At 65.0% G+C, this 24169-nt stretch carries 20 protein-coding genes and 1 pseudogene; 9 read left to right on the plus strand and 12 right to left on the minus strand.

The annotated features are described in order from the left end of the window. The 3 genes from IFR23_RS14645 to IFR23_RS14655 form a co-directional block, all read left to right on the plus strand. Positions 1 to 473: thermonuclease family protein (locus IFR23_RS14645; RefSeq protein ID WP_244655709.1), on the plus strand; the 473-nt coding region annotated here is incomplete at its 5' end. 43 nt (positions 474 to 516) lie between these two features. Further along, complete coding sequence (locus IFR23_RS14650; protein ID WP_342344969.1) at positions 517 to 693, plus strand: CopG family transcriptional regulator; 177 nt, start codon at positions 517 to 519, stop codon at positions 691 to 693. Next, complete coding sequence (locus IFR23_RS14655; RefSeq protein WP_192976552.1) at positions 694 to 984, plus strand: type II toxin-antitoxin system RelE/ParE family toxin; 291 nt, start codon at positions 694 to 696, stop codon at positions 982 to 984. A 112-nt stretch (positions 985 to 1096) separates the two neighbouring features. Here IFR23_RS14655 and IFR23_RS14660 read toward each other — a convergent pair whose 3' ends face one another. After that, complete coding sequence (locus tag IFR23_RS14660) at positions 1097 to 1885, minus strand: hypothetical protein (RefSeq protein WP_192976553.1); 789 nt, start codon at positions 1883 to 1885, stop codon at positions 1097 to 1099. Here IFR23_RS14660 and IFR23_RS14665 point away from each other — a divergent pair. Continuing rightward, positions 1884 to 2129: a hypothetical protein gene (locus tag IFR23_RS14665; RefSeq protein WP_192976554.1), complete on the plus strand. Its 246-nt coding sequence runs from the start codon at positions 1884 to 1886 to the stop codon at positions 2127 to 2129. The genes IFR23_RS14660 and IFR23_RS14665 overlap by 2 nt on opposite strands. 18 nt (positions 2130 to 2147) lie before the next feature. On the opposite strand, the gene IFR23_RS14670 is transcribed toward IFR23_RS14665, so the two are convergent. From IFR23_RS14670 to IFR23_RS14680, 3 genes are read right to left on the minus strand one after another with little or no spacing between them, the layout of a single operon-like run. After that, the gene (locus tag IFR23_RS14670) at positions 2148 to 3200 is read right to left on the minus strand and encodes a ribonucleotide-diphosphate reductase subunit beta (RefSeq protein ID WP_056060836.1); all 1053 of its coding nucleotides are present in this window, start codon (positions 3198 to 3200) and stop codon (positions 2148 to 2150) included. 51 nt (positions 3201 to 3251) lie between these two features. Next, positions 3252 to 3542 carry a hypothetical protein gene (locus tag IFR23_RS14675; protein WP_107963770.1) on the minus strand — a complete coding sequence of 97 codons (291 nt, stop codon included), beginning with the start codon at positions 3540 to 3542 and terminating at the stop codon, positions 3252 to 3254. 30 nt (positions 3543 to 3572) lie between these two features. Further along, complete coding sequence (locus tag IFR23_RS14680) at positions 3573 to 3776, minus strand: hypothetical protein (RefSeq protein WP_107963769.1); 204 nt, start codon at positions 3774 to 3776, stop codon at positions 3573 to 3575. Positions 3777 to 3832: 56 nt separating this feature from the next. On the opposite strand from IFR23_RS14680, the gene IFR23_RS14685 reads away from it, so the two are divergent. Continuing rightward, positions 3833 to 4093, plus strand: coding sequence for a DUF2171 domain-containing protein (locus IFR23_RS14685; protein ID WP_056055125.1), 261 nt, complete (start codon positions 3833 to 3835; stop codon positions 4091 to 4093). Positions 4094 to 4232: 139 nt separating this feature from the next. Here the strand turns inward: IFR23_RS14685 and IFR23_RS14690 are convergent, their stop codons facing one another. The 8 genes and pseudogenes from IFR23_RS14690 to IFR23_RS14720 all read right to left on the minus strand — a co-directional run bounded on the left by IFR23_RS14690 (position 4233) and on the right by IFR23_RS14720 (position 18667). Further along, positions 4233 to 6152, minus strand: a complete 1920-nt coding sequence (locus IFR23_RS14690) for a ribonucleoside-diphosphate reductase subunit alpha (RefSeq protein WP_192976555.1) — start codon at positions 6150 to 6152, stop codon at positions 4233 to 4235. Positions 6153 to 6824: 672 nt separating this feature from the next. Beyond that, positions 6825 to 8489, minus strand: a complete 1665-nt coding sequence (locus tag IFR23_RS14695) for an ATP-binding protein (protein WP_446740917.1) — start codon at positions 8487 to 8489, stop codon at positions 6825 to 6827. Continuing rightward, positions 8466 to 8930, minus strand: a pseudogene (locus tag IFR23_RS20650) (PAS domain-containing protein); the annotation flags it as partial. The gene IFR23_RS14695 and the pseudogene IFR23_RS20650, both read right to left, overlap by 24 nt. Before the next feature lie 105 nt (positions 8931 to 9035). Then, positions 9036 to 9761: a haloacid dehalogenase type II gene (locus tag IFR23_RS14700; RefSeq protein ID WP_192976556.1), complete on the minus strand. Its 726-nt coding sequence runs from the start codon at positions 9759 to 9761 to the stop codon at positions 9036 to 9038. Between the two features lie 78 nt (positions 9762 to 9839). Beyond that, the gene (locus IFR23_RS14705) at positions 9840 to 12494 is read right to left on the minus strand and encodes an EAL domain-containing protein (protein ID WP_244655710.1); all 2655 of its coding nucleotides are present in this window, start codon (positions 12492 to 12494) and stop codon (positions 9840 to 9842) included. 57 nt (positions 12495 to 12551) lie between these two features. Further along, complete coding sequence (locus IFR23_RS14710; RefSeq protein ID WP_192976557.1) at positions 12552 to 14150, minus strand: efflux transporter outer membrane subunit; 1599 nt, start codon at positions 14148 to 14150, stop codon at positions 12552 to 12554. Beyond that, entirely contained in the window at positions 14147 to 17425 is a 3279-nt protein-coding gene (locus IFR23_RS14715; RefSeq protein WP_192976558.1) for an efflux RND transporter permease subunit, read from the minus strand. Before IFR23_RS14715 ends, IFR23_RS14710 begins: the two co-directional genes overlap by 4 nt. Before the next feature lie 6 nt (positions 17426 to 17431). Beyond that, positions 17432 to 18667, minus strand: a complete 1236-nt coding sequence (locus tag IFR23_RS14720; RefSeq protein ID WP_446740918.1) for an efflux RND transporter periplasmic adaptor subunit — start codon at positions 18665 to 18667, stop codon at positions 17432 to 17434. Between the two features lie 422 nt (positions 18668 to 19089). On the opposite strand from IFR23_RS14720, the gene rpiA reads away from it, so the two are divergent. From rpiA to gnd, 4 genes are all read left to right on the plus strand, one after another. Further along, positions 19090 to 19770, plus strand: coding sequence for a ribose-5-phosphate isomerase RpiA (gene rpiA, locus IFR23_RS14725; protein ID WP_192976560.1), 681 nt, complete (start codon positions 19090 to 19092; stop codon positions 19768 to 19770). Positions 19771 to 19839: 69 nt separating this feature from the next. Continuing rightward, complete coding sequence (gene tkt / locus IFR23_RS14730) at positions 19840 to 21930, plus strand: transketolase (RefSeq protein WP_192976561.1); 2091 nt, start codon at positions 19840 to 19842, stop codon at positions 21928 to 21930. Further along, on the plus strand, positions 21930 to 23054 hold the full coding sequence (gene tal, locus IFR23_RS14735) for a transaldolase (protein WP_192976562.1): 1125 nt from the start codon (positions 21930 to 21932) through the stop codon (positions 23052 to 23054). Before tkt ends, tal begins: the two co-directional genes overlap by 1 nt. Positions 23055 to 23181: 127 nt before the next feature. Continuing rightward, positions 23182 to 24165: a phosphogluconate dehydrogenase (NAD(+)-dependent, decarboxylating) gene (gene gnd / locus IFR23_RS14740; RefSeq protein WP_056055160.1), complete on the plus strand. Its 984-nt coding sequence runs from the start codon at positions 23182 to 23184 to the stop codon at positions 24163 to 24165. Positions 24166 to 24169: the final 4 nt, after the last annotated feature.

Here is a 24169-nt window from a genome sequence, read left to right on the forward strand (position 1 = left end):
CCAATGCCGGTGCCGCCACCACCGCCACGGGCGCGCTTGCCACCGCAGCGGGCGTCGCCAGCGCGGCGTCGACCATCGCGGCGGCCGCGTCCGCGCTGTCGGGCGGCAAGCTGGTCTCCGCGCGCTTCACGATCTGCGGGCACGCCAAGCGGATCGACTGCATGGTCGACGGCGACACGTTCTGGATGGCGGGCACCAAGATCCGCATCGCCGACATCGACACGCCGGAGACCCACCCGCCCCGCTGCGCCCGCGAAGCGCGACTGGGACAGGCGGCGACGCTTAAGATGCAGGCGCTGCTCAACGCCGGCCCCTTCACGCTGACCCCGATCAAGCGCGACGTCGACCGTTATGGGCGGAAGCTGCGTCTGGTGGAGCGGGACGGGAAGTCGCTGGGCGCGGTCCTGGTCCGCCACGGCCTCGCGCGGCACTATGGTGGGGGGAAGCGATCGCCTTGGTGTGGGTGGGCATGAGTTGCTGCTGGTCGTGGTTGCCTTTGAGGTGTATCTCCGACCAGTGACGCGTGAAAACGCCTTGTTCGATACGAGCGATCCGGCTGCCGAGGCTGAGGCCGATGCGCGGGCCGACGCGGATGTGCGCAACGGGCGATTGATCAGCCACGACGCGGTCAAGCGCTGGCTATCGTCATGGGGTTCGACCGAACCTCTACCCCGACCTCGCGTCGGCGATTAGTTGCGCATCGTCTGGACGGAAGATGCCGTCGCCAATCTGGAAGCGATCGTTACCTATGTCTCCGCGTTCAATCCCGTCGCTGCCAATGCACTGGGCGCGCGGCTTATCGCGGTGGCAGACAGCCTCGCGATCTTTCCGGATCGAGGTCGCGACGTAGGCGACGGACGGCGTGAGCGGACGACGGTATGGCCGTATATTCTTCGCTATCGGGTAGTAGGCGATTGCGTGATCATTTTGCGCGTCAGGCATGGTGCGCGGGACGAGGGGTCGACGCATGATTGGAACGAATGAGTCGGAGTAGCAGGCTCAGTGCGTCTATAAGGCGTGGACGGATGCCAAAATCAAGATCGGGAAGGCACAAACTATCGTCTTGTAAATTCTCTCAGTTAATGGCGGTCAGTTCTCAGGCTTTTGCCAATACTGATTGGCGAGGTTCAATGTCGTTCCACAATTTGCCAATCTGGCGGCAGGCGGCTTTAATTGCGCGAACGCGGGCGGAATGGTCGCTTGAGGAAAAACTAATTCGCTCTTGGAGTCTTATGTCAGCTACAATCGACTGAACGCGGTCAAAGGACCAACCTGGCTGATCATCCACGAGCAAATGAGCCATCGCCAGCATATAGCGCCCCATCTCGCGTCTATGCTCACCGCGCTGTCGGCGCGTTTCTTCCAAGCGACATGCCTCAGGATCAGGGGCCTTTTGCGGTCGAAACATAACGACGCCAAGTTTTCCGCCGTCAGAGTCCTGGGGTCGTATTAGCAAATCGGGTTGTATCGATACTCGGACGCCCTCGATAATAAGAGGCTGATAGCGGTCGGTGGTGCAAAGCGACAGGCCGTTCAATCCGAGCGCGTTTCGGGCTCCCTCGAATAACGATAATGTTTCAAGGCAACGTAGCGCTTCTTCACGTGCCTTAGGGCGTAGTGCTCCATCGTGCGACTTACCCGTGAGTGATTCCTTTGCCGCATTAATGACAGAGTTGGGTCTTAGTGGGTCGCCGCAGTACGCTCGTATGGCATTCATCGCTTCGAAATATGGAGTGACGACCGGCGGGCTTGCGAAGCGTGAATTGTGAAGCACTGTTTCTTGTTGATCAGGCTTCATGATGAGATATTCTGAGAGGGCCGCCGCCGACATGCGGGGAGTACGGTGTTCCCGAACCGATGGGTGCAGCTTGATGATATCCGCCATGGAAAACGACCTTTCCGTTGAGCTAGATGCGAGCCGCACCTTGTGGTTAACTGAAATCAGTAGACATACTTTCGAAGATCAAGGGCTTTCAGATTTGGAAAGCGATAGTGGTCTATTTATTGTACTAGAAGATTTGGCGAGAGGATCGTTCGATATTCTCGCCAAAGTTGCTTCTGCGCAATCGGGAACAGTTCTTTTAAGTCTTTTTGCAGGACGGTTGGGATTGCATCCTGCAAGGACTTAAGGGGCCTATATACTGAGACTATTCGGCCGCAACCGAGTCGCTGAACATATCCCGAACTTCGCTCAGGTCCACATTCGCAGCCGGCCCCTTCTTCGCGGTCTGGCGCTTGTCGAAGCTATCCCAGACGTCGTTCCACTGGCCCTTGGTCGCGGCCTTCGAATACTCCGTTGCGCGCTGTTCGAAGAAGTTGGCGTGCTCGACGCCGTTGAGCATCGGGGCGAGCCAGGGCAGCGGGTGCTCGTCGATCATGTAGATCGGCTTCAGGCCGAGCTGAGTCATGCGCCAGTCGGCGATGAAGCGGATGTACTTCTTGATCTCCTTGGGGGTCATGCCGTTGACCGGGCCCATCTCGAAGGCGAGGTCGATGAAATTGTCCTCGAGGCGGATCGTCGTCTGGCAGACGTCGGCAATGTCGTCCTTGACCGCCTTGGTCAGGCACTGGCGCTCCTGACAGAAGGTGTGGAACATCTTGATGATGCCCTCGCAGTGGAGGCTCTCGTCGCGGATCGACCAGGTGACGATCTGGCCCATGCCCTTCATCTTGTTGAAGCGCGGGAAGTTCATCAGCATCGCGAACGACGCGAACAGCTGGACGCCCTCGGTGAAGCCGCCGAACATGGCGAGCGTGCGCGCGATGTCCTCGTCGTTGTCGACGGTGAACTGCTGCATGTAGTCATGCTTTTCCTTCATCTCGGCATATTCGAGGAAGGCGCCGTACTCGCTCTCGGGCATGCCGATGGTGTCGAGCAGATGGCTGTAGGCGGCGATGTGGACCGTCTCCATGTTGCTGAACGAGGTCAGCATCATCTTGATCTCGGTCGGCTTGAACACGCGGCCGTATTTCTCGTGGTAGCAATCCTGCACCTCGACATCGGCCTGCGTGAAGAAGCGGAAGATCTGGGTCAGCAGGTTGCGCTCGTGATCGCTGAGCTTCTGCGCCCAATCGCGGCAATCCTCGCCCAGGGGCACTTCCTCGGGGAGCCAGTGGAGCTGCTGCTGGCGCTTCCAGAACTCAAACGCCCAGGGGTATTCGAACGGCTTGTACTGCTTGGAGGCGTGGAGGAGGGACATGGGATACTCCGGAAGAAATTTGGGAAACTGGGTGAAACGGTAGAATGGAAACTAGAAGCGGCTGGAACTGACCATCACGACGACCACGAAGACGACCGAGGCGATCGGTGCGGCGATCATCAACTGGCGACCGCGCTGACGGATCTTGGCGACGTCCATCGTGCCGGGGTTCCAGCCGGGGACGGGCTCGCTGTCGACCTCGGGATCGATGTCGAGCACGCGATCCGACGACGACCTCGACCAGGGATTGTGATCGAGGCGGCTCCAGTGACGGCCGAGCATGACGTTCGCCATGCAGAGGACGAACACCGCGAGGATCAGGACCAGTGTGTTAAGGCTCATGGTGTATTCAGGCTCACGGCGTGTTCAACGTCATGTCTCGGTGCTCCATTGCCACATCGCGGCGGCGGACATCGCGAGGACGATCGCGCCGGACGTCAGCATGATCCCGATCATCCGAAACGCATAGGTCTGCGGTTCGGTGATGTTCGGCGAGCGCAACCGGAGCAGCATCGCGGTGCCGACGATTCCGAGCACGCCCGCGACCACGAACATGATAGCTGAACCATATGTCATGCGGCGAACTCGCATGACGTGCGTTGAGATGCCGAACCCACTACAGGAGAACGACCATGGTCGATGCAACCAAGATCCAGGAACATGCCGAAGTCATCGGCGCGGACGGCGTCCATGTCGGCACCGTCGACAAGGTCGAAGGCAACCGCATCAAGCTGACCAAGAAGGACTCGGGCGCGCAGGTCGTCGAGGGCACGGGCAGCCATGAAGGGCATCATCACTTCATCTCGCTCGGGCTGGTTGCGGATATCGAGGACGGCAAGGTCCGGCTTTCCGCCAACGCCGACGTGGCGGTGACGTTCGAAGAAGAGGCCTGACGCGAACGCGGTGTGTTCGACACGCGCCGCATAGCCAGTCCGAACCCCGGTCCGCTTCGCGCGGGCCGGGGTTTTTTGCGTCAGGCGCTCCCCGGTCCGTGGTTCACGGGCCGGGGTCACGCTTGAACGCCGAGAGGCCTTACTGGCAGGCAAGGCACTCATCGTAATCCTTCGACTCGACGTCGATCTGGCGCAGGTCGATGGTGTTGTCCGCCTCGACACCACCGGCGAAGCCCGCGCGCTGGACCGACTTCGAACGCAGGTAATAGAGCGACTTGATGCCGAGCTCCCACGCGCGGAAGTGGAGCATCAGGAGGTCCCACTTCTCGACGTCCGCCGGGATGAACAGGTTCAGCGACTGCGCCTGGTCGATGTACGGCGTGCGATCCGCGGCGAGTTCGAGCAGCCAGCGCTGGTCGATCTCGAAGCTCGTCTTGTAGCAGTCCTTTTCCTCGACCGAGAGGAAGTCGAGATGCTGGACCGAACCGCCCTGCTCGAGGATCGAGTTCCACACCGCGTCCGAGTTCTTCGACTTCTCGCTCAGCATCTTTTCGAGATACGGGTTCTTGATCGAGAAGCTGCCCGACAGCGTCTTGTGCGTGTAGATGTTCGCCGGGATCGGCTCGATGCACGCCGAGGTGCCGCCGCAGATGATCGAGATCGAAGCCGTGGGCGCGATCGCCATCTTGCAGCTGAACCGCTCCATCGCGCCGACGTCGGCGGCGTCGGGGCAGGGGCCGCGCTCGATCGCGAGCTGCATCGAGGCTTCGTTCGCCTGGCTGCTGATGTGCTTGAACATGCGCAGGTTCCACGACTTCGCCATCGCGCCCTCGAACGGGATGCCGCGCGCCTGGAGGAAGCTGTGGAAGCCCATCACGCCGAGGCCGACCGAGCGCTCGCGGCCCGCGCTATAGGCGGCGCGCTCCATGCCGGGTTCGTGGCGGTCGATGTAATCCTGCAGGACGTTGTCGAGGAAGCGCATGACGTCCTCGATCAGGCCCTTCTCGTCCTTCCACTGATCCCATGTCTCGAGGTTCAGCGACGACAGGCAGCAGACCGCGGTCCGCTCGTTGCCGAGGTGATCCTTGCCGGTCGGCAGCGTGATCTCCGAGCACAGGTTCGAGGTCGAGACCTTGAGGCCGAGTTCGCGGTGATGCTTGGGCATCGCCTTGTTCACGTGATCGGCGAAGACGATGTACGGCTCGCCGGTCTGGAGACGGGTCTCGACGAGCTTCTGGAACAGCGAGCGCGCGTCGACGGTGGCGCGGATCGCCTGGTCCTTTGGCGAGCGGAGGTGCCATTCGTCACCGTTGCGGACGGCTTCCATGAAGGCGTCGGTGATCAGCACGCCGTGGTGGAGGTTCAACGCCTTGCGGTTGAAGTCACCCGAGGGTTTGCGGATTTCGAGGAATTCCTCGATCTCGGGATGCGAGACGTCGAGGTACACGGCGGCCGAACCGCGGCGCAGCGAGCCCTGAGAGATCGCAAGCGTGAGCGAATCCATGACGCGGACGAACGGAATGATGCCGCTGGTCTTGCCGTTGAGGCCGACCGGCTCGCCGATGCCGCGGACGTTGCCCCAATAGGTGCCGATGCCGCCACCGCGCGAGGCGAGCCAGACATTCTCGTTCCAGGTGTCGACGATCCCGCCGAGGCTGTCGGGGACCGAGTTGAGGTAGCACGAGATCGGCAGGCCGCGACCGGTGCCGCCGTTCGAGAGAACGGGGGTGGCGGGCATGAACCACAGCTTCGAGATCGCGTCGTAGAGGCGCTGCGCGTGGCCGGCGTCGTCGGCATAGGCGGAGGCAACGCGGACGAACAGGTCCTGGTAGCTCTCGCCCGGGAGCAGATAACGATCCCGGAGCGTGTCCTTGCCGAATTCGGTCAGCAGCGCGTCGCGGCTGTGATCGACCTCGACGGGGTAAATCTGCGCGCGCACGGAATGGCTGTCCTGCGCCTGGCGTGGCGCCTTGGGAGCCTCGGCTTCGATGGTGGGGGCTGCTTGGTCGATCGTGTCTGTGGTCATGTCGCTATCCCGGCTGCTGTCTCTGAAATCCATCGAAACCGCTCCTAGTGTTCTGTATTCGTTCGAATCGGCGTCATGTCGCCATGCTACCATCGGACGGCCCCTAACGGGAGAACAAAAAGTGACCATCGCGGCGGTGGAAGGCGCGCATATGATCGGTTCGCATAGGGCTATGCGAGGGATGTTCTACCAGCGATTGGGTCCGCCCCCGAACGCAACCCCAAGAGATTGTGCCAAAGCGCGGAGAGACGCAAGGGGGTGTGGGGGTGGTCGAGGGCTCGGTTCGTCGCGTTCGGGTGCGGGTTGGGCGAGCGGGATATTCGCGACGCGTGGACTTCTGCGGGGTTCGTGAAGCGCAAGGGGGCGAAGCGGGAACGAAAAATTATTTAAGGGCGGAAGGTGGCAAATGTTGCTTCAAGCGGAGCAGGTATGAGTAGGCACTGGATATGGGGGGCCGCTCTAGTTCCCCCGCGAAGGCGGGGGCCCAGGAACCACGAACGTCGCCCTACTTGATTCCTGGACCCCCGCCTTCGCGGGGGAACGGTGGTGATGCGAAGGTAACCTCAAATCGCCCCACCCCGGCGAAGGCCGGGGCCCAATTGGGGGACGGTGATAACGAAACGCAGCGCGCCGTTACGACCACCTTTCCACTTGGGCCCCGGCCTTCGCCGGGGTGGTGGCGGTTGTTGGCGCGTCCTGTCCGCCTCAGCCCTCGATCATCGTCCGGATCTGCGTCGCCAGCGCCTCCATCGCGAAGGGCTTAGTGATCATCGACATGCCCGGCTCCAGGAAGCCCGACGCCAGTGCGGCGTTCTCCGCATAGCCGGTCATGAACAGTACGCGCAGGTCGGGACGCAGCGCACGGCCGGCGTCGGCGACCTGGCGACCGTTCAGGCCGGGCAGGCCGATGTCGGTGACGAGCAGGTCGACGCGCTCCATCGTGCGCAGGCGCTCAAGCCCGGCAGGGCCGTCATGCGCCTCGATCGCCTGATAGCCCAATTCGCCGAGGACCTCGACGATCAGCGCGCGGACGACCGAGTCGTCCTCGACTACCAGCACGATCTCGCCCGCATCGGTGACGTGGTCCTGCGTCAGCCCCGGCAGCGCCTCGTCCTGCTCCGCTTCGCCGTAATGGCGCGGCAGATACAGCTTGATCGTCGTGCCCTGGCCGAGCTCGCTATAGATCCTCGCATAGCCCTCGGACTGGCGCGCGAAACCGTAGATCATCGACAGGCCGAGCCCGGTACCCTGACCGATCGGCTTGGTCGTGAAGAACGGCTCGAATGCCTTGGCAATCGTGTCGGCGGACATGCCGGTGCCGGTGTCGGACACGCAGATGCACACGTAATGGCCGGGCCGGACGTCGCGCTGGCTGGCGGCGAAATGGTCGTCGAGGTGCGCGTTGCACGTCTCGATCGTCAGCTTGCCCCCATGCGGCATCGCGTCGCGCGCGTTGATGACGAGGTTGAGCAACGAGTTCTCGAGCTGGTTGGGATCGCACAATGTCGTCCACAGACCGCCCGCGAGCACCATTTCGAGTTCGATCTGCTCACCGGTGGTGCGGCGGAGCAGGTCTTCGAGCGAGGCGACCAGCGGGTTGACCTTGACCGGGCGCGGATCGAGCGGCTGGCGGCGCGAGAACGCCAGCAAGCGGTGGGTCAGCGAGGCGGCGCGGTTGGCGGCGGTGGTCGCGCCGGTGATGAAGCGATCGAGTTCGCTTACCCGGCCTTGCGCGACGCGGCGCTGGACGATCTCCAGGCTGCCGGTGATGCCTTGCAACAGGTTGTTGAAATCGTGCGCGATGCCGCCGGTGAGCTGGCCGACCGCCTCCATCTTCTGCGCCTGGCGTAACGCTTCCTGCGCTTCGATCAGTTCCTGCGTGCGGTCGCGGACGCGCTGTTCGAGGTCGGCGTTGAGCGATTGCAGGTCGCGTTCGAGCGTCTTGCGATCGGTGACGTCTGCGCCCTCGACGAACACGCCGACGACCGCGCCGGTCGCGTCGCGGATCGGCTGGTAGACGAAATCGACATAGCGGTCGTCGATCGGACCACCGGGTTCGGCCTGGACCGCATACAGCATCCCGCGCGCGGTGAAGGCGTCGCCGCTCGTGAACACGCCGTCGAGCAGGTCGAGGAACCCTTGTTCGACCGCATCGGGCAAGGCATCGGCGACGGTGCGGCCCAGCACTTCGCGGTGGCCGATCAGCTTGTCGTAGCCGGGGTTGGTCAGCTCGAACCGGTGCTCGGGCCCGCGCAACATCGCCATGAAGGTCGGCGCCTGCGCGAACATCTGGCTCATCCGCTCGCGCTCGTCGCGCAGCGCGCGTTCGGTCACGACGCGCTCGGTGCTTTCGTAGGTCGAGCAGAACATGCCCGCGATCGCGCCGCTCTCGTCGCGCACGGGCGAGTAGGAGAAGGTGAACCAGGCGTGCTCGTCATAGCCCTTGCGGTCGGTGACGAGCGGCAGATTCTCGAAGAACGACGCTTCGCCCGCCAGCGCCTTGTCGACCAGGGGGCTGATATCGCTCCAGACATCCGCCCATACGTCCGCAAACCGCTGGCCGAGCGCCTGCGGGTGCTTGTCGTGCATGATGCGCGCGTAATGGTCGTTATAGAGGAAGCCGAGTTCCGGGCCCCAGGCGAGGCACATCGCGAATTCCGAGGCGAGCATCAGCGAGACGATCGAACGGAGCGACTGCGGCCAGTGCTCGATCGGCCCCAGCGGCGACGACGACCAGTCATGCACGCGGATCATCTCGGCCATCTCGCCGCCACCGGTCAGGAAATCGGCCTCGGCCGTCTGTGTGGTCATCTCAAATTCCTGCCGGGTCGCACGCCGGGCCGAATTTTACTCCGGTGCGCGTTCGATACGGCGACGCGTCGCACGTTTCTACCGGTTCGCGGGCAGGTCGGCGGGTCATCGGCACAGTTCGTCCGCCAATCGCGTCAGGCTGTCGACGCTATGGTCCCAATCCTGCGCGGCGTCAGCGTCGGGTGCCGGGCGGCCGCCATATTCGTGCGGTCGGTCGACATAGGCGGTTTGCAGGCCGGCGGCGCGCGCCGCGGCGAGGTCGCTATGGTGCGCAGCGACGAGGCAGAGTTCGCCGGGAGCGATGCCGAGAAACCGCGCGGTGGCGAGGTAGGATTCGGGGAGCGGCTTGTAGATGCGGCTGACTTCCGCCCCGAGGATCGCGTCCCAAGGCAGGCCGGCGCGGCGTGCCATCTCCAGCATCAGTGCGATGTTGCCGTTGCTGAGCGTGACGATCGGATACCGCGTCTTGAGGTGGGTCAGGCCCTCGACCGAGTCGGGCCAGGGATCGAGCCGGTGCCAGGCGTGAGTCAGGTCGACGAGCGTTGCCTCGTCCAGCGCCGCGGTGTCGATGCCGTGGTGACGGATCAGGTCTTCGAGCGCCTCGCGGTGGAGCGTGTCGAGAATGACGAACGGCCGCCGTCCGCTGCGGACCTCCTCGAGCGCCGGCTGATAGCGTTTGCGCCAGCCGTCGGCGAAGGCGTGCGGGTCGATATCGGTGCGGCCGAGGTTTGCGAGGATCGGGGCGGCGTCGCGCGCGATGCCCGAGCGCCAGTCGACGACGGTGCCGAACACGTCGAAGGCCAAGGCTCTGATCGGGAGGCGGTTTACCATGATGGAGAGACGGCGGGCGACGGCGGTTGGTTCCCGCTAAAAGCCGATCGGGCTGGCACGGGAGGACGGTTCCATCGCTCAGCCCGCGCGACGAAGACGCGTTCCCTGGCCCTGGTTGAGGCTATCGAGGTCGAACGCCTCGTGGAACTCGATCCCCGCCTTGCCGCCGCGGGCCCAGCGGACGCGGGCCGCGACCATCTGGTCCTCGAGCAGTTCGATCTGCATTTCGACGCCGTCGGGATTGCCCTTGATCCGCAGCCCGTCGAGCATCGCTCCCGACGTCGAAATGTCGCGGATCCTGACGTCGCCGCGGACGCCGTCCATCATGATACGCGCCGAGCGCAACATCTTGGTGCGCGGCGCACGGCTCACCTTGAAGCCGCTGGCGGTGGCGGTGGCATCCTCGACCCCCAGTTGCAGCAACGCCTCGTCCGCGCGGACCGGGCGGCCATAGACATAGCCCTGGATATGGCTGCACCCGAGGTCGCGGACCAGATCGATCTCGTCCTGCACCTCGACCCCCTCGGCGGTCGTCTCCATGCCGAGCGTGTCGGCGAGCGTGACGATCGCCTTGATGATCGCGGCGTTGCGGTTGCCGGGTTCGGCGGCGCCTTTGACGAACGACTGGTCGATCTTGATCTTGTCGAACGGGGCGTTGCGCAGATAGCCGAGCGACGAATAGCCGGTGCCGAAATCGTCGAGCGCGAGCCGGACGCCGATCGTCTTCAGCGCCCTGAACATCCGCTCCGACGATGCCGTCTCGTCGAGAAACACGCCTTCGGTGATCTCCAGTTCCAGCCGGCCCGGTGCGATTCCCGATTGCGCCAGCGCGCTGGTGACGAGCGCGGGCAGCGCCGGATTGGCGAACTGGATCGGCGAGACGTTGACCGCGACGCGGACGGTGCCGGGCCAGCGCGCCGCCTCCATGCACGCGGTGCGCAACACCCATTCCCCGATCGCCTCGATCAGCCCGCATTCCTCGGCGACCGGGATGAAATCGGCGGGCGAGACAAGCCCGCGCGTCGGGTGGAACCACCGGATCAGCGCTTCGTAGCCGACGATCCGCGTCGTCTTCGTGCTGACGACGGGTTGATAGCAGAGGTGGAATGCGCCCTGCGATACCGCGGCGCGCAGATCGTCTTCGAGCAGTTTGCGCGTCCGTGCGCCGGTCAGCATGTCGTCCGAATAGAATCGGGCCACGCCGCGACCGTCGGCCTTGGCGGCGTAGAGCGCGAGATCGGCGTTGCGGACGAGCGTTTCCGATGTGTCGCCGTCCTCGGGTGCGATGGCGATGCCGATCGAGCAGCCGATCGTGACGGAGGCGCCATTGATGAAATAGGGCTCCGAGAGCGACGCGATCACCTCACGCGCGAGTGCACCAAGCGTGGTGCGATTGTCGATTCCAGGTAGCACCACCTTGAATTCGTCGCCACCCAATCGCCCGACCAGACCCGCATCGGCGATGCCACGCTGGAGCCGCTGTGCGACCTGTTGCAGCAGCGCGTCGCCGGCCTGATGGCCGAGCGTATCGTTGACCGCCTTGAACCGATCGAGATCCATCAGGAACAGCGACGTGGCCCGGTACGGACCGGTGTTCTGCGCAAGCGTCTTGTCTAGCGACAGCCGCATCCGCTGGCGGTTGGCCAGCCCGGTGAGGCCGTCGAACAACGCGAGGCGCGTGATCTCCGCCTCGGACCGGCGTTGTTCCGTCAGGTCGCTGCCGGAGCCGATGAAGCCCTGGAACCGGCCGAGATCGTCGACGACCGGACGGCCGGAGATCGACCACCAGCGCTCGACGGCGCCCTCGGTCGCGGCGCAGACCGAATAGTCGGAAAACGACGTACGCGACGCGATGTGGAACGCCAGCGTCCGCTCGGTGCCGGGCGTATCGCTGTCCATCCGGAACAGGTCGATCAGCGGCTGCCCCACGGCGGTATCCGCCAGACCCAGGTCTTCGGCGACCTTGGCGGACAGATGGGTGACGCGGCCCTGGCGATCGGCTTCCCAGAACCAGCCGGTGCCATAGCTCTCGAATTCGGCGATCATCCTGATCGCGCGCCGTCCTTCGCCGGCCGCTTCGGTGCGGCCGAGTTCCATCTCGTGATCGATCCGCGCGAGTTGCCGGGTCGCGAGCACGAGGCAGCCGAGAAACAGGAGTGCGACCCCGAGAGGCACGCCGACACCGGCCAGGATCGCCAGCATCAGCACGATCCCGATACCCAGGCCGAGCGTCGCGGCGCGGACGGCATGGACCCCGACCGCGGTGACGATGAGCGCGCCCGTCGCTGCGGCGAAACACCCGAGCTGCAACGGGCCGGCCGGCAGATGGGCGACGGTCCAGAGCATCGACAGCAACACCGCCGAGGTCGACGCGACGAGGAGCATCAGAATGCGGTTGCGCTGATAGGCTGGCCATCGGCGCAGCATCGGCAGCCGCAACAGGCCGAAGATCGCGGAGGATACCGAGCCGAGGATCGCGGCATGGATGCCGATGACCGGCACGAGCACGCCGAGGCCGGCCGCGGACGGCGCGACGAGACCGAGGAGGATCAGCAGCGCGCAGGCGAGCGCCTGCGCCGCGAAGGTGAGCGGCCATACCGCGGCGGCCTGGTCGAGCTTTCGGCCAAGCATCGCGGCGATCTGTTCGCGCGTTTCCTCGCCCAGTCCGAACACGGCGGGAATGGGCAGTCGATCGCGCGCGCGGCGATCGGCAACGGGGAGGGGCGCGTACATCCACCCATTCTGGCTCGAATAGGTTTCGGATATGGTAAGATGCGAAGCGCCGACGCCTCAGTTCGTCTCGGACCTCGGAGCGCCGCTCATCGTCACCGGTTGCGGGCCGCCTGCGGTGGCCTCCAGCGTCGAATCCCCGCCCAGCACCCGGTAGAGCGTCACGCGGTTGCTCGCGCCGACGAGTTGCGTCGCGACGAGGTTGCGCTGTGCGGTGTAGAGCGAGCGTTGCGCGTCGAGCGAGTTGAGGAAGGTGTCGATCCCGCCGCGATAGCGCGCGTCGGACAGGCGATACGTGTCGAGGGCCGCCTCCGAGAAGTTCTGGTTCGCCTTGAGCTGGTCGGCGATCGTGCCCTGTCTGGCCAGCGCGTCGGCGGTTTCCTGGAACGCGGTCTGGATCGTCTTTTCGTAGGTCGCGAGCGCGGCGTCGCGTTGCGCCTTCGAATAGGCGACGCCGGCGATCCCGGCACCGGCGCGGAAGATCGGGTAGCTGACCGAGGGCGCGACCGAATAGTTGAACGCGCCGCCGCTGAACAGCGAGGTCAGCGACGTGCTGGCGAACCCGAGGATGCCGGTGAGCGATATCTTCGGGAACAGTTCCGCGCGGGCTGCGCCGATCTCGGCATTGGTGGCGCGGAGCTGGTATTCGGATTCGACGACGTCGGGTCGGCGCAGGAGAATGCTGCTGTCGAGCCCGGCCGGCAGCGTGGCGACGGTCGGCAGCGCCTGTTCGATCGACGTGGGCAGTAGTGCCGCGTCGACGGGGGCACCGACGAGCAGTTGCAGCGCGTTGACGTCCTGCGCGAGTGCGGTGCGCTGTTGCGCGAGGTCCGACTGCGCGGTGAACAGGATTTGCTGTGCCTGGCGAAGATCGGTGCGCGGCGCGACGCCGCCGCGCAGCCGCGCGTTGGTCAGCGTGACGCTGCGCTGCGAGCTCGTGACGGTGTCCTGCGCGATCTTGAGCAGGCTTTGGTCCGACGCGTAGGTCAGCCACGCGTCTGCAATGTCGCCGACGAGCGTCAGGCGGGTGGCGCGGGCGGCGGCTTCGGTGGCGAAATAGCGATCGAGCGCGGCGCTGGTGAGCGAGCGGATGCGGCCGAACAGGTCGAGTTCGAACGCGGTCGTGCCGAGGTCGACCGAGAAGGCGCTGTTCGAGCTCGACGAGCTGACCACCGATCCGGTGCCGGTGCCGGTGCCGGTGCCTGTTCCGCCCGTGCCTGTACCGGTCCCGGTTCCGGTCCCGGTCCCGGTTCCCGTTCCGGTCCCGCCTGTTCCCGTACCGCCCGTTCCGCTCGTAACGGTGTTGCTGGTGCCGTTGCCGCCGCCCGAATAGGTGTAGCGGCCGCTCGCGTCGAGCTGCGGCAACAGGTCGGCGCGCTGGATGCGGTACTGCGCGCGGGTCGAGGCGATGTTGGCGGCGGCGACGCGGAGATCGCGGTTGTTGGCGAGCGCCTGGACGATGATCTGCTGGAGGCGCGGGTCCTTGAACACGTCGCGGTAGGTGAATGCAGGCAGCGTCGCCTCGGACTGGCGCAGATACGCGTCGCCGACCGGGAGCGACGGCGGCACGGGAAGCTCGGTGCGCGCGTATTTCGGCGCGAGCGAGCAGCCGGCGAGCGCGGTCGAGGCGGCGAGGATCAGGACTAGCGAGCGCATCATGCGGGCTCCGGCCGGTGAGGGCCCTGTGGTTCGGGCGGACCCAATGGTTCGTTGTGATCGCCATCGGATCCGTGGCCATCATGGCCCTGGAAGCCGGTCGGCTTGCCACGGAGCTTGGCGATGCCGTCGCGCGCGCCGCGGCGGACAAGGACGAAGAACAGCGGGATGTAGAAGATCGCCAGGATCGTCGCGGTCAGCATGCCGCCGACCACTGCGGTCCCGATCGCGATGCGGCTGTTCGCACCCGCACCGGTCGACAGCGCGAGCGGCAACACGCCGAGGATGAACGCGAACGAGGTCATCAGGATCGGGCGCAACCGGATCTTCGCCGCGGACAGCGCCGCCTCGATGACGCGCTTGCCCTTCTTCTCCTCCTGCTCGGCGAACTCGATCATCAGGATCGCGTTCTTCGCGGCCAGCCCCATCGTCGTCAGCAGGCCGATCTGCAGATACACGTCGTTGATGAGCCCCCTCAGCGTCACCGCGAGGATCGCCCCGACGAGGCCCAACGGGATCACGAGCAGCACCGCGATCGGGATCGACCAGCTTTCGTACAGCGCGGCGAGGCACAGGAACACGACCAGCAGCGACAGCCCGTAGAGGATCGGTGCCTGACCCGAGGACAGGCGTTCCTGATACGACAGGCCCGACCAGGCGACCGACGTGCCGGGAATCTGCCCCGCAAGCTCGGCGATCCGGTTCATCGCATCGCCCGAGCTGACGCCGGTCGCGCCCGAGCCCTGGATCTCGTACGAGGCAATGCCGTTGAAGCGCGACAGCGTCGTCGGCGCCTGGCCCCAGCTGGTCTTCGCGAACGACGAGAACGGCGCCATCTGGCCATTCGATCCGCGGACGAACCATTGGCTCAGGTCGGACGGCTGCGCACGGAACTGCGCGTCGCCCTGGACATAGACGCGCTTCACGCGGCCGCGATCGATGAAGTCGTTGACGTACTGGCCACCCCAGGCGGTCGACAGCGTCGAGTTCACGTTGGCCTGCGTGAGGCCGAGCGTAGAGAGCTTCTGCTGGTCGGCATCGACGCGCAACGTGGCGACGTCGGGCAGTTCGGTCAGGCGGATAGCGGTCAGCGACGAGTCGGCGCGCGCGAGCGCGAGCAGCGTGTCGCGTGCGGCGTTGAACTCGACTTGGCTGAGCCCGCCGGCGTTCTGCAACTCCATCGTGAAGCCGTTCGACGAGCCGAGACCACGCACGGCGGGGGGCACGAGCGAATAGACCTGCGCGTCACGGAAGCCGGCAAAGGCCTTCGATGCCCGACCGGTGATCGCTTCGGCAGTGTTTTCCTTGCCGTGGCGGTCTTCCCACGGTGCGAACGAGACGAAGCCCTGGCCCGTATTCTGGCCGCTCGCGCCACCACCGCCGCCGCCGCTGACGGTGAACATCGTGCGGACGTTGGCCTTCTCGTTGGTGAAGTAATATTGCTCGATCTGCTTCTGCAGCGCGAAGGTGCGGCCTTGCGTGGCGCCCGCCGGAAGCTGGAACTGGACGATGCCCGAACCCTGGTCCTCGGTCGGCAGGAAGCCCGTCGGCAGCCGCAGGAACAGCACCGCGAGCACCGCGACGATCACCGCGTAGATCAGCAGGAACAGCCACTTGCGGTCGATCACCGACTGCACGGCACCGGTGTATTTCTGCGTGCCCTTCTCGAACCCGCTGTTGAACTTGTCGCCAGCGCGCGTGAAAAAGTGCGCGACCTTGGGGAATTTACGTTCGCCCCAGCTCTTCTCGGTGTTGCCGTCGGCGTCCTTCTGCTTCTGCTTGAGCAGCGTCGCGGTGAGGGCGGGCGAAAGGATCAGCGCGACCAGCACCGACAGGACCATCGCCGACACCATCGTCAGCGAGAACTGGCGGTAGATCACGCCGGTCGAGCCGCCGAAGAACGCCATCGGCAGGAACACCGCCGACAGCACGAGCGCGATCGCGACCAGCGCGACGGTGATCTCGTTCATCGACTCGATCGTCGCCTCCCGAGGCGTCATCTCGGGATTTTCCTCCATCAGGCGCTCGACGTTCTCGACTACGACGATCGCGTCGTCCACGAGAAGCCCGATCGCGAGCACCAGCCCGAACAGCGTCAACGTGTTGATCGAGAAGCCTGCGAGATAGAACACGCCGAACGTGCCGAGCAGCACGACCGGGACCGCGATCGTCGGGATCAGCGTCGCGCGCCAGCTTTGCAGGAACACGAACATGACGATGACGACGAGGATGACGGCCTCGATCAGCGTCTTGACGACCTCGTCGATCGACAGCTTGATGAAGTCCGTCGTGTCGTTGGCGTAGGCGAATTTCAGGCCGGGCGGGAAGCTCTTGGCGGACTTGGCGACGAACGCCTTGACCAGCTCGGCGGTCTTGAGCGCGTCGGCGCCCGGCGCGAGCAGCACCGCGATGCCTGCGCCGGGATGCGCGTTGACGCGACTGCGCGCGTTGTAGTTCTCCGCACCCAGCTCTATCCGGGCGACATCGCGCAGCTTGACGACCGCGCTGTCGTTGGTCGTCTTCAGGATGATGTTGGCGAACTGCTCGGGCGTCTGGAGGCGCGACTGCGCGGTGACGGTCGCGTTCAGCATCTGCGTGTCGGGCTGGGGCTGTCCGCCGAGTTCGCCGGCGGCGACTTCGGTGTTCTGCGCCTGGATCGCGGTCGTAACGTCGCTCGGGATAAGCTGGTAACTCGCGAGCTTGTTCGGGTTCAGCCAGATCCGCATCGCGTATTGCGCGCCGAACACGTTGCTGTCGCCGATGCCGGGAATACGGCCAAGCGGGTCCTGCAGGTTCGAGACGAGATAGTCCGAGACGTCCTGGTTGGTCAGCTTGTCGGTCTCGTCATAGACGCCGACGATCAGGAGATTGTCCGGGTTCGATTTGCGGACGACGAGGCCCTGCTGCTGCACCTGCGTGGGGAGGCGGGACAGCGTCTGCTGGACCTGGTTCTGGACCTGGACCTGCGCGATGTCGGGATCGGTGCCCTTCTCGAACGTCACGGTGATCGTCACCGACCCGCGCGACGACGAGGACGAGCTGAAATAGATCAGCCCGTCGATACCGGTCAGCGATTGCTCGACGACCTGCGTGACGCTGTTCTGGATGGTCTGCGCGTTGGCGCCCGGGAAGGTCGCGCGGACGGTCACCTGGGGCGGTGCGACGTCGGGATATTGCGCGATCGGCAGGCTCATGATCGCGCCGATGCCGCCAAGCATCACGATGATCGCGAGCACCCAGGCGAAGATCGGGCGATCGATGAAGACACGGGACAACATAAGGGCTTAGCCGGCCTTTTTCTGGCTGGAGTCGCCGCCGGAGGACCCGTCATCAGAGGTGCCCTTGGGCGCTTCGATCTTTTGCGCGGTGTTTTCCGGCACCGGCTTCACGCCCTGGTTCGGGGCGATCTTCGACAGGCCTTGTGTGATGATCCGATCGCCGGGGTTGAGCCCGCTGGTGACCACCCAGAACGCGCCCTGCGTGCGGTCCGCCTTGATCTTCTTCTGCACCGCCTTGTTGTTCGCATCGACGACATAGACCGTCGCATTGCCCTTGGCATCGCGCGACACGCCTGCCTGCGGCACGAGGAACGCGCGCTGGTTGATCGCCTGCGCGAACTTGGCCTGGACGAACATGCCGGGGAGCAGCAGCCCCTGCGGGTTGGGGAAGCGCGCGCGCAGCGTGACGGTGCCGGTCTCGGTATTGACCAGCGCTTCGGCGAACTCGACGGTGCCGGTCGCGCCATATTCGCTGCCGTCCTCGAGCGTCAGGCGGACTTCGGCGCGGGTTGCGACGATGCCGTTCTGGCCGAGCGAGCGACGCAATGCGAGAAGGTCTCCGGAGGATTGCTGGATGTCGACGAACATCGGATCGAGTCGCTGGATCTGCGCCAGCGGATCGGTCTGCGTGGCGGAGACGAGCGCGCCGACGGTGAACAGCGAGCGGCCGATGCGACCGGTGATCGGCGCGGGGACGGTCGTGAACTTGAGGTTGATCTGCGCTGTCTCCAGTGCCGCGCGGGTCTGCGCGACCGAGGCGGTGGCCTGGCGCGAGGTGGCGACCGCGTTGGTGTAATCCTGCTTGCTGATCGCCTCGATCTCGGCGAGCGGCTTGTAGCGCTGTGCGAGGATGGTCTGCGCCTGCTGGTTGGCGCGCGCGCTCTGCAGGTTGGCCTGCGCTTCGTTGGCGGCGGCGCGATAGAGGCGGGGGTCGATCTCGTAGAGCGGCTGGCCCTTCTTGACGAGCGTACCCTCCGTGAAGAAGCGGCGGCGGATGATCCCGGTGACCTGCGGGCGTACGTCCGAGCTTTCGAACGCGGTGGTGCGGCCGCTGAGTTCGGTGGTCATCGCGACACTGGTCGGCTGGACGACGACGTAGCCGACGGTCGGCGTACCCTGGCCCGGCTGGCCACCGCGGCCTGCCTTGCCCTGGGCCTTGTCATCGCCGCCGGAGCAGGCCGCGAGCGCCAGTGCGGGCACCAGCAGGATGGCGCACCGCCGCGCAGAAAATCGTGTGGCTATCAAGTTTGGTATCCGCTCGCGATCGGTGTGGGCAGCTGCTGGTCGGGCTAAACCACGAGGATGTACCAGAAGTATGTCAGTTGAAAAGCGGGGGTGAGAAATAGGGTAGAAAGAGTAACCTGTTTGATTGGTTGGGGGTGGTTTGTGCGTTCGTTGCGCTTCGATGGAGAACAAGGAGGAGTGCGCTCCTGTAATCCCATGCATCACCCCAGGATGAACATCGCACCACCCCGGCGGAGGCCGGGGCCCAGTTGGGTGACGGTGCTAACGGAGCGCGGTCCGTCGTTACTGCGACCTTTCCAACTGGGCCCCGGCCTTCGCCGGGGTGGTGCTTTGTGTGGGAGTCCTCCAAACCAAATTGTCGCGAGGGCGTTGAGCAGTGGTTGCCGGAACGAGCCCGGCATGACGGATGGGGTGGGCTGATGGCTTCGATCGATGATGACAAGAAGGCGGCTGCCGTTGCGGCTGTGGCCGAGGTGCGGGATGGGATGCTGGTCGGACTCGGGACCGGATCTACCGCCGCATTCGCGATCCAGGTGCTCGGCGACCAGGTCGCTCAAGGCCTGCAAATCCGCGCGGTCGTCACCTCCGAAGCCTCCGGCAAACTCGCCCGCGAACTCGGCATCGAGATCCTCGACTTCGCCACCATCGCCCACGTCGACCTCACGATCGACGGCGCGGACGAGATCGACTCGCGGTGCTTCGCCATCAAGGGCGCAGGTGGGGCGATGCTGCGGGAGAAGATCGTCGCCGCAGCCTCGGCACGGATGGTCGTGATCGCCGACGGTTCCAAGCGCGTCGACCGGATCGGCGCCGCCAAGCTGCCGGTCGAGGTGCTCCCCTTCGCCGGCGCGTACGTCATGCGCGTGCTGACCGAGATGGGGGCCGCCCCCATCACCCGCGACAACTACCGGACGGACCAAGGCAATCTCGTCATCGACTGCCACTTCGCCACCCTCGACGACCCCCGCGCAATCGCCGCCACTCTCGCCGCGATCCCCGGTATTCTCGGCCACGGGCTGTTCCTCGACGAGGTCGATGCCGCGTATATTGCTACGAATGGCGTCGTTACGCGACTGGAACGGACGGGTGCATCCGACTAAAGGCATCCTATGTTGGCAACCAGATCGGATGCGCGGCGTTCGGTCACCGTCTAGAGCGAGGCTTCTTCCATGACCGATACCGCAACCGCCCCCACCAAGGCGGACCCCAAGCTGCACGAGGACGGCTCCCCCGAGCGTCTGGCGATCGATACCATCCGCACGCTGTCGATGGACGCCGTGCAGAAGGCCAATTCGGGCCATCCCGGCACCCCCATGGCGCTCGCGCCGGTCGGCTACACGCTCTGGTCGAAGTTCCTGCGCTATGATCCCAAGCATGCCGACTGGCCCAACCGCGATCGCTTCGTGCTGTCGGTCGGCCACGCGTCGATGCTGCTCTATTCGCTGATCCACCTCGCCAAGATCGAAGAGATCGACGCCGACGGTAACAAGACCGGCAAGGAGGCCGTCAGCCTCGCCGACATCGAGCAGTTCCGTCAGCTGTCGTCGAAGACTCCGGGTCACCCCGAATACCGCCACACCACCGGCGTCGAGACCACGACGGGTCCGCTCGGCCAGGGTTGCGGCAATTCGGTCGGCATGGCGATCGCCGAGCGCTGGCTCGCGGCGCGCTACAACAAAGACGGCTTCACGCTGTTCGACCATGACGTCTACACGATCTGTGGCGACGGCGACATGATGGAGGGCGTCTCGTCCGAGGCCGCGAGCCTTGCCGGCCACCTCAAGCTCAGCAACCTTTGCTGGATCTACGACAGCAACCACATCTCGATCGAGGGCGCGACCGATCTCGCGTTCGACGAGGATGTCGGCCTTCGTTTCGACGCCTATGGCTGGAACGTTATTCACATCGACGACGCGAACGACACCGCAGCGCTGAGCCGTGCGATCGAGACGTTCAAGGCGACCACCGACAAGCCGACCTTCATCGTCGTGCATTCGGTGATCGGCTACGGCAGCCCCAAGGCGGGCAGCGAGAAGGCGCACGGCGAGCCGCTCGGCGAGGAGAATATCCGCCTCACCAAGCAGGCTTACGGTTGGCCCGAAGATAAGTCGTTCTACGTGCCGGACGGCGTGATCGAGCATTTCAACGGTGCGATCGCCGAGCGTGGCGCCAAGCTGCGCGACGAGTGGGTCGCGCTGACCGACAAGTATCGTGGCGCCTATCCCGAGCTGTCGGCCGAGCTCGACCTGCTGCTCAAGGACGAGCTGCCCGAGGGCTGGGATGCCGACATCCCGACCTTCGAGGCCGATGCCAAGGGCGTCGCCAGCCGTGATTCCGGCGGCAAGGTGCTCAACGCGATCGCCGCCAAGGTGCCGTGGCTGATTGGTGGTTCGGCCGATCTCGCGCCGTCGACCAAGACCGACATCAAGGGCCAGCCCTCGTTCGAGGCGGAGAATTACGCCGGCCGGAACTTCCACTTCGGCATCCGCGAACACGGCATGGGCGCGATCGTCAACGGCATGGCGCTGTCGCATCTGCGTTCGTACGGCTCCACCTTCCTGGTGTTCGCGGACTATATGCGCGCGCCGGTGCGCCTGTCCGCGATCATGGAAGTCGGCGCGATATGGGTGTTCACGCACGACTCGATCGGTGTCGGCGAGGACGGCCCGACGCATCAGCCGATCGAGCATCTCGCCACGCTGCGCGCGATCCCCGGCCTCGACACGATCCGTCCGAGCGATGCGAACGAAGTCGTCGCGGCGTGGAAGGCGGTCCTGAAGGACGCCAGCACGCCAGCCGCGCTGATCATGTCGCGCCAGGCTCTGCCGACGCTCGACCGGACCAAATATGCGAGCGCCGATGGGCTCGAAAAGGGCGGCTATGTTCTCGCGGATAGCGACGGCACGCCCGACGTGATCCTGATCGCGACCGGCAGCGAAGTGTCGCTGGTCGTCGAGGCGCACGAGAAGCTGACTGCGGACGGCGTGAAGAGCCGGGTCGTGTCGATGCCAAGCTGGTATCGCTACGAACTGCAGGACGCAGCGTACAAGGAAAGCGTGCTGCCGCGCGAAGTGCGCGCGCGCGTTGCGGTCGAGATGGCCGGGTCGATCGGTTGGGACCGCTATGTCGGGCTCGACGGCGCGACCGTGACGATGTCGACCTTCGGGGCTTCGGCACCGCTCGCCAAGCTGCAGGACAAGTTCGGGTTCACCGTCGACAATGTCGTCAAGGTCGCCCGCCAAGTGATGGAGACCAAGTGATGGGTGCGCTCAACGATCTCGAAGGCTTCGGCCAGGCGGTATGGCTCGATTTCGTCGACCGGAAGTTCCTGGAGGCCGGTGGTCTCCAGAAGCTGGTCGACGAGGACGGCCTGACCGGCGTCACGTCGAACCCGTCGATCTTCGAAAAGGCGATGGGTCATGGCGATGCCTATGATTCGACGCTGGCCGAATACGACAAGCAGCATGCCGGCGCGGCGACGATCGACCGTTACGAGCATCTGGCGATCCAGGACATCAAGGCGGCGGCGGATACGCTGAAGCCGGTTTATGACAAGGTCGACGCGAAGGACGGCTATGTCAGCCTCGAGGTGTCGCCGTACATTTCGGACGATACCGACGCGACGATCGCCGAGGCGAAGAAGCTTTGGGGGATGGTCGACCGCCCGAACCTGATGATCAAGATCCCGGGGACGCTCGCGGGTGGTCCGGCGATCTCGTCGACAATCGCGAGCGGGATCAACGTCAACGTCACGCTGCTGTTCGCGCTCGACGCGTACATTCGCGTGGCTGAGGCTTATGCGGCGGGTCTGGAAGAGCGCGTCAAGCAGGGGCAGCCGATCGACAAGATCGCCAGCGTCGCGAGCTTCTTCGTCAGCCGCATCGATTCGTCGATCGACAAGGAGATCGATACGCGTCTGGAGAAGGGCGATGCCGATGCCGAGGCGCTGAAGGCGGTGCGCGGCAAGGTCGCGATCGCCAACGCGAAGATGGCGTATCAATGGTATCTCGACTTCCTGAAGTCGGATCGCTGGCAGGCGCTCGCCGCCAAGGGTGCGCAGCCGCAGCGGTTGCTGTGGGCGTCGACCGGCGTGAAGGATCCTAGCTATCCCGACACGCTCTACATCGACACGCTGATCGGCAAGGACACGGTCAACACGATGCCGCCGAAGACGATGGACGCGTTCCGCGACCACGGCACCGCGGCGGAGACGATCACGCAGGACGTCGAGGGTGCGAAGCATACGCTCGCCGAAGCCGAGCGCTTGGGGCTCGACCTCAACGGCGTGACCGGCAAGCTGGTCGAGGAGGGCGTCGCCTCGTTCGTGAAGGCGTTCGACGACCTGCTCGGCTCGATCGCCAAGAAGCAGCCCGCGACGGCGTAAACTTCTGCTCCCTCTCCCCGTTGGGGAGAGCGCCGGGGTGAGGGGCGCCGCGAGCGCTGCCCTCCCCAACTGCCCCTCACCCCAACCCTCTCCCCGGCGGGGAGAGGGGGTAAGCAAGGAATTCCCCATGAAGATCGGACTGATCGGCCTCGGCCGGATGGGCGGCAACATCGCGCGCCGGTTGATGAAGAACGGCCATGAGGTCGTCGCGTTCGACCGCGATGCCGAAGCCGTGAAGAAGCTCGCCGCCGACGGTGCGATCGGGGCGGACTCGCTCGACGACATGCGCGAGAAGCTCGACACTCCGGCGATCTGGTGGGTGATGGTCCCGGCCGGCGAGCCGACCGAGAGCACCGTCCAGGCGATCGCCGCGAAGTCGAATTCGGGCGATATCATCATCGACGGCGGCAACAGCTTCTACAAGGACGACGTCCGCCGCGCGAAGGAACTGGCCGAGAAGGGCATCCACTATGTCGACGTCGGAACGTCGGGCGGCGTGTGGGGCCTCGAGCGCGGCTATTGCATGATGATCGGCGGCGACAAGGAAACCGTCGACCTGCTCGATCCGATCTTCGAGACGCTGGCGCCGGGCATGGGGACGATCGTCCGCACGCCGGGCCGCGTCGAAGGGCAAGCCGATCCGCGCGCCGAGAAGGGCTATATCCACGCAGGCCCCTCGGGCGCCGGGCACTTCGTCAAGATGGTGCATAACGGCATCGAATACGGCCTGATGCAGGCCTATGCCGAGGGCTTCGACATCCTCAAGGGCAAGTCCGGCGAGCATGTCGTCGAGGAGGAGCGCTTCGACATCAACCTGACCGACGTCGCCGAAGTCTGGCGCCGTGGCAGCGTGATCTCGTCGTGGCTGCTCGACCTGTCGGCGATCGCACTGGCGAAGGACGGCACGCTCGAAGGGTTCAGCGGCAGTGTTGCGGACTCGGGCGAGGGCCAGTGGACGATCGACGCGGCGATGGAGGAGAAGGTGCCCGCCAACGTGCTGAGCGCGGCGCTGTATGCGCGCTATCGCAGCCGTGTGGACCATACGTTCGGCGACAAGCTGTTGTCGGCGATGCGCTATGGCTTTGGCGGTCATGTCGAGATGCCCCAGTGAGCGG

Source organism: Sphingomonas sp. CFBP 13603 (genome assembly GCF_014892665.1).
Taxonomy (GTDB): Bacteria; Pseudomonadota; Alphaproteobacteria; order Sphingomonadales; family Sphingomonadaceae; genus Sphingomonas.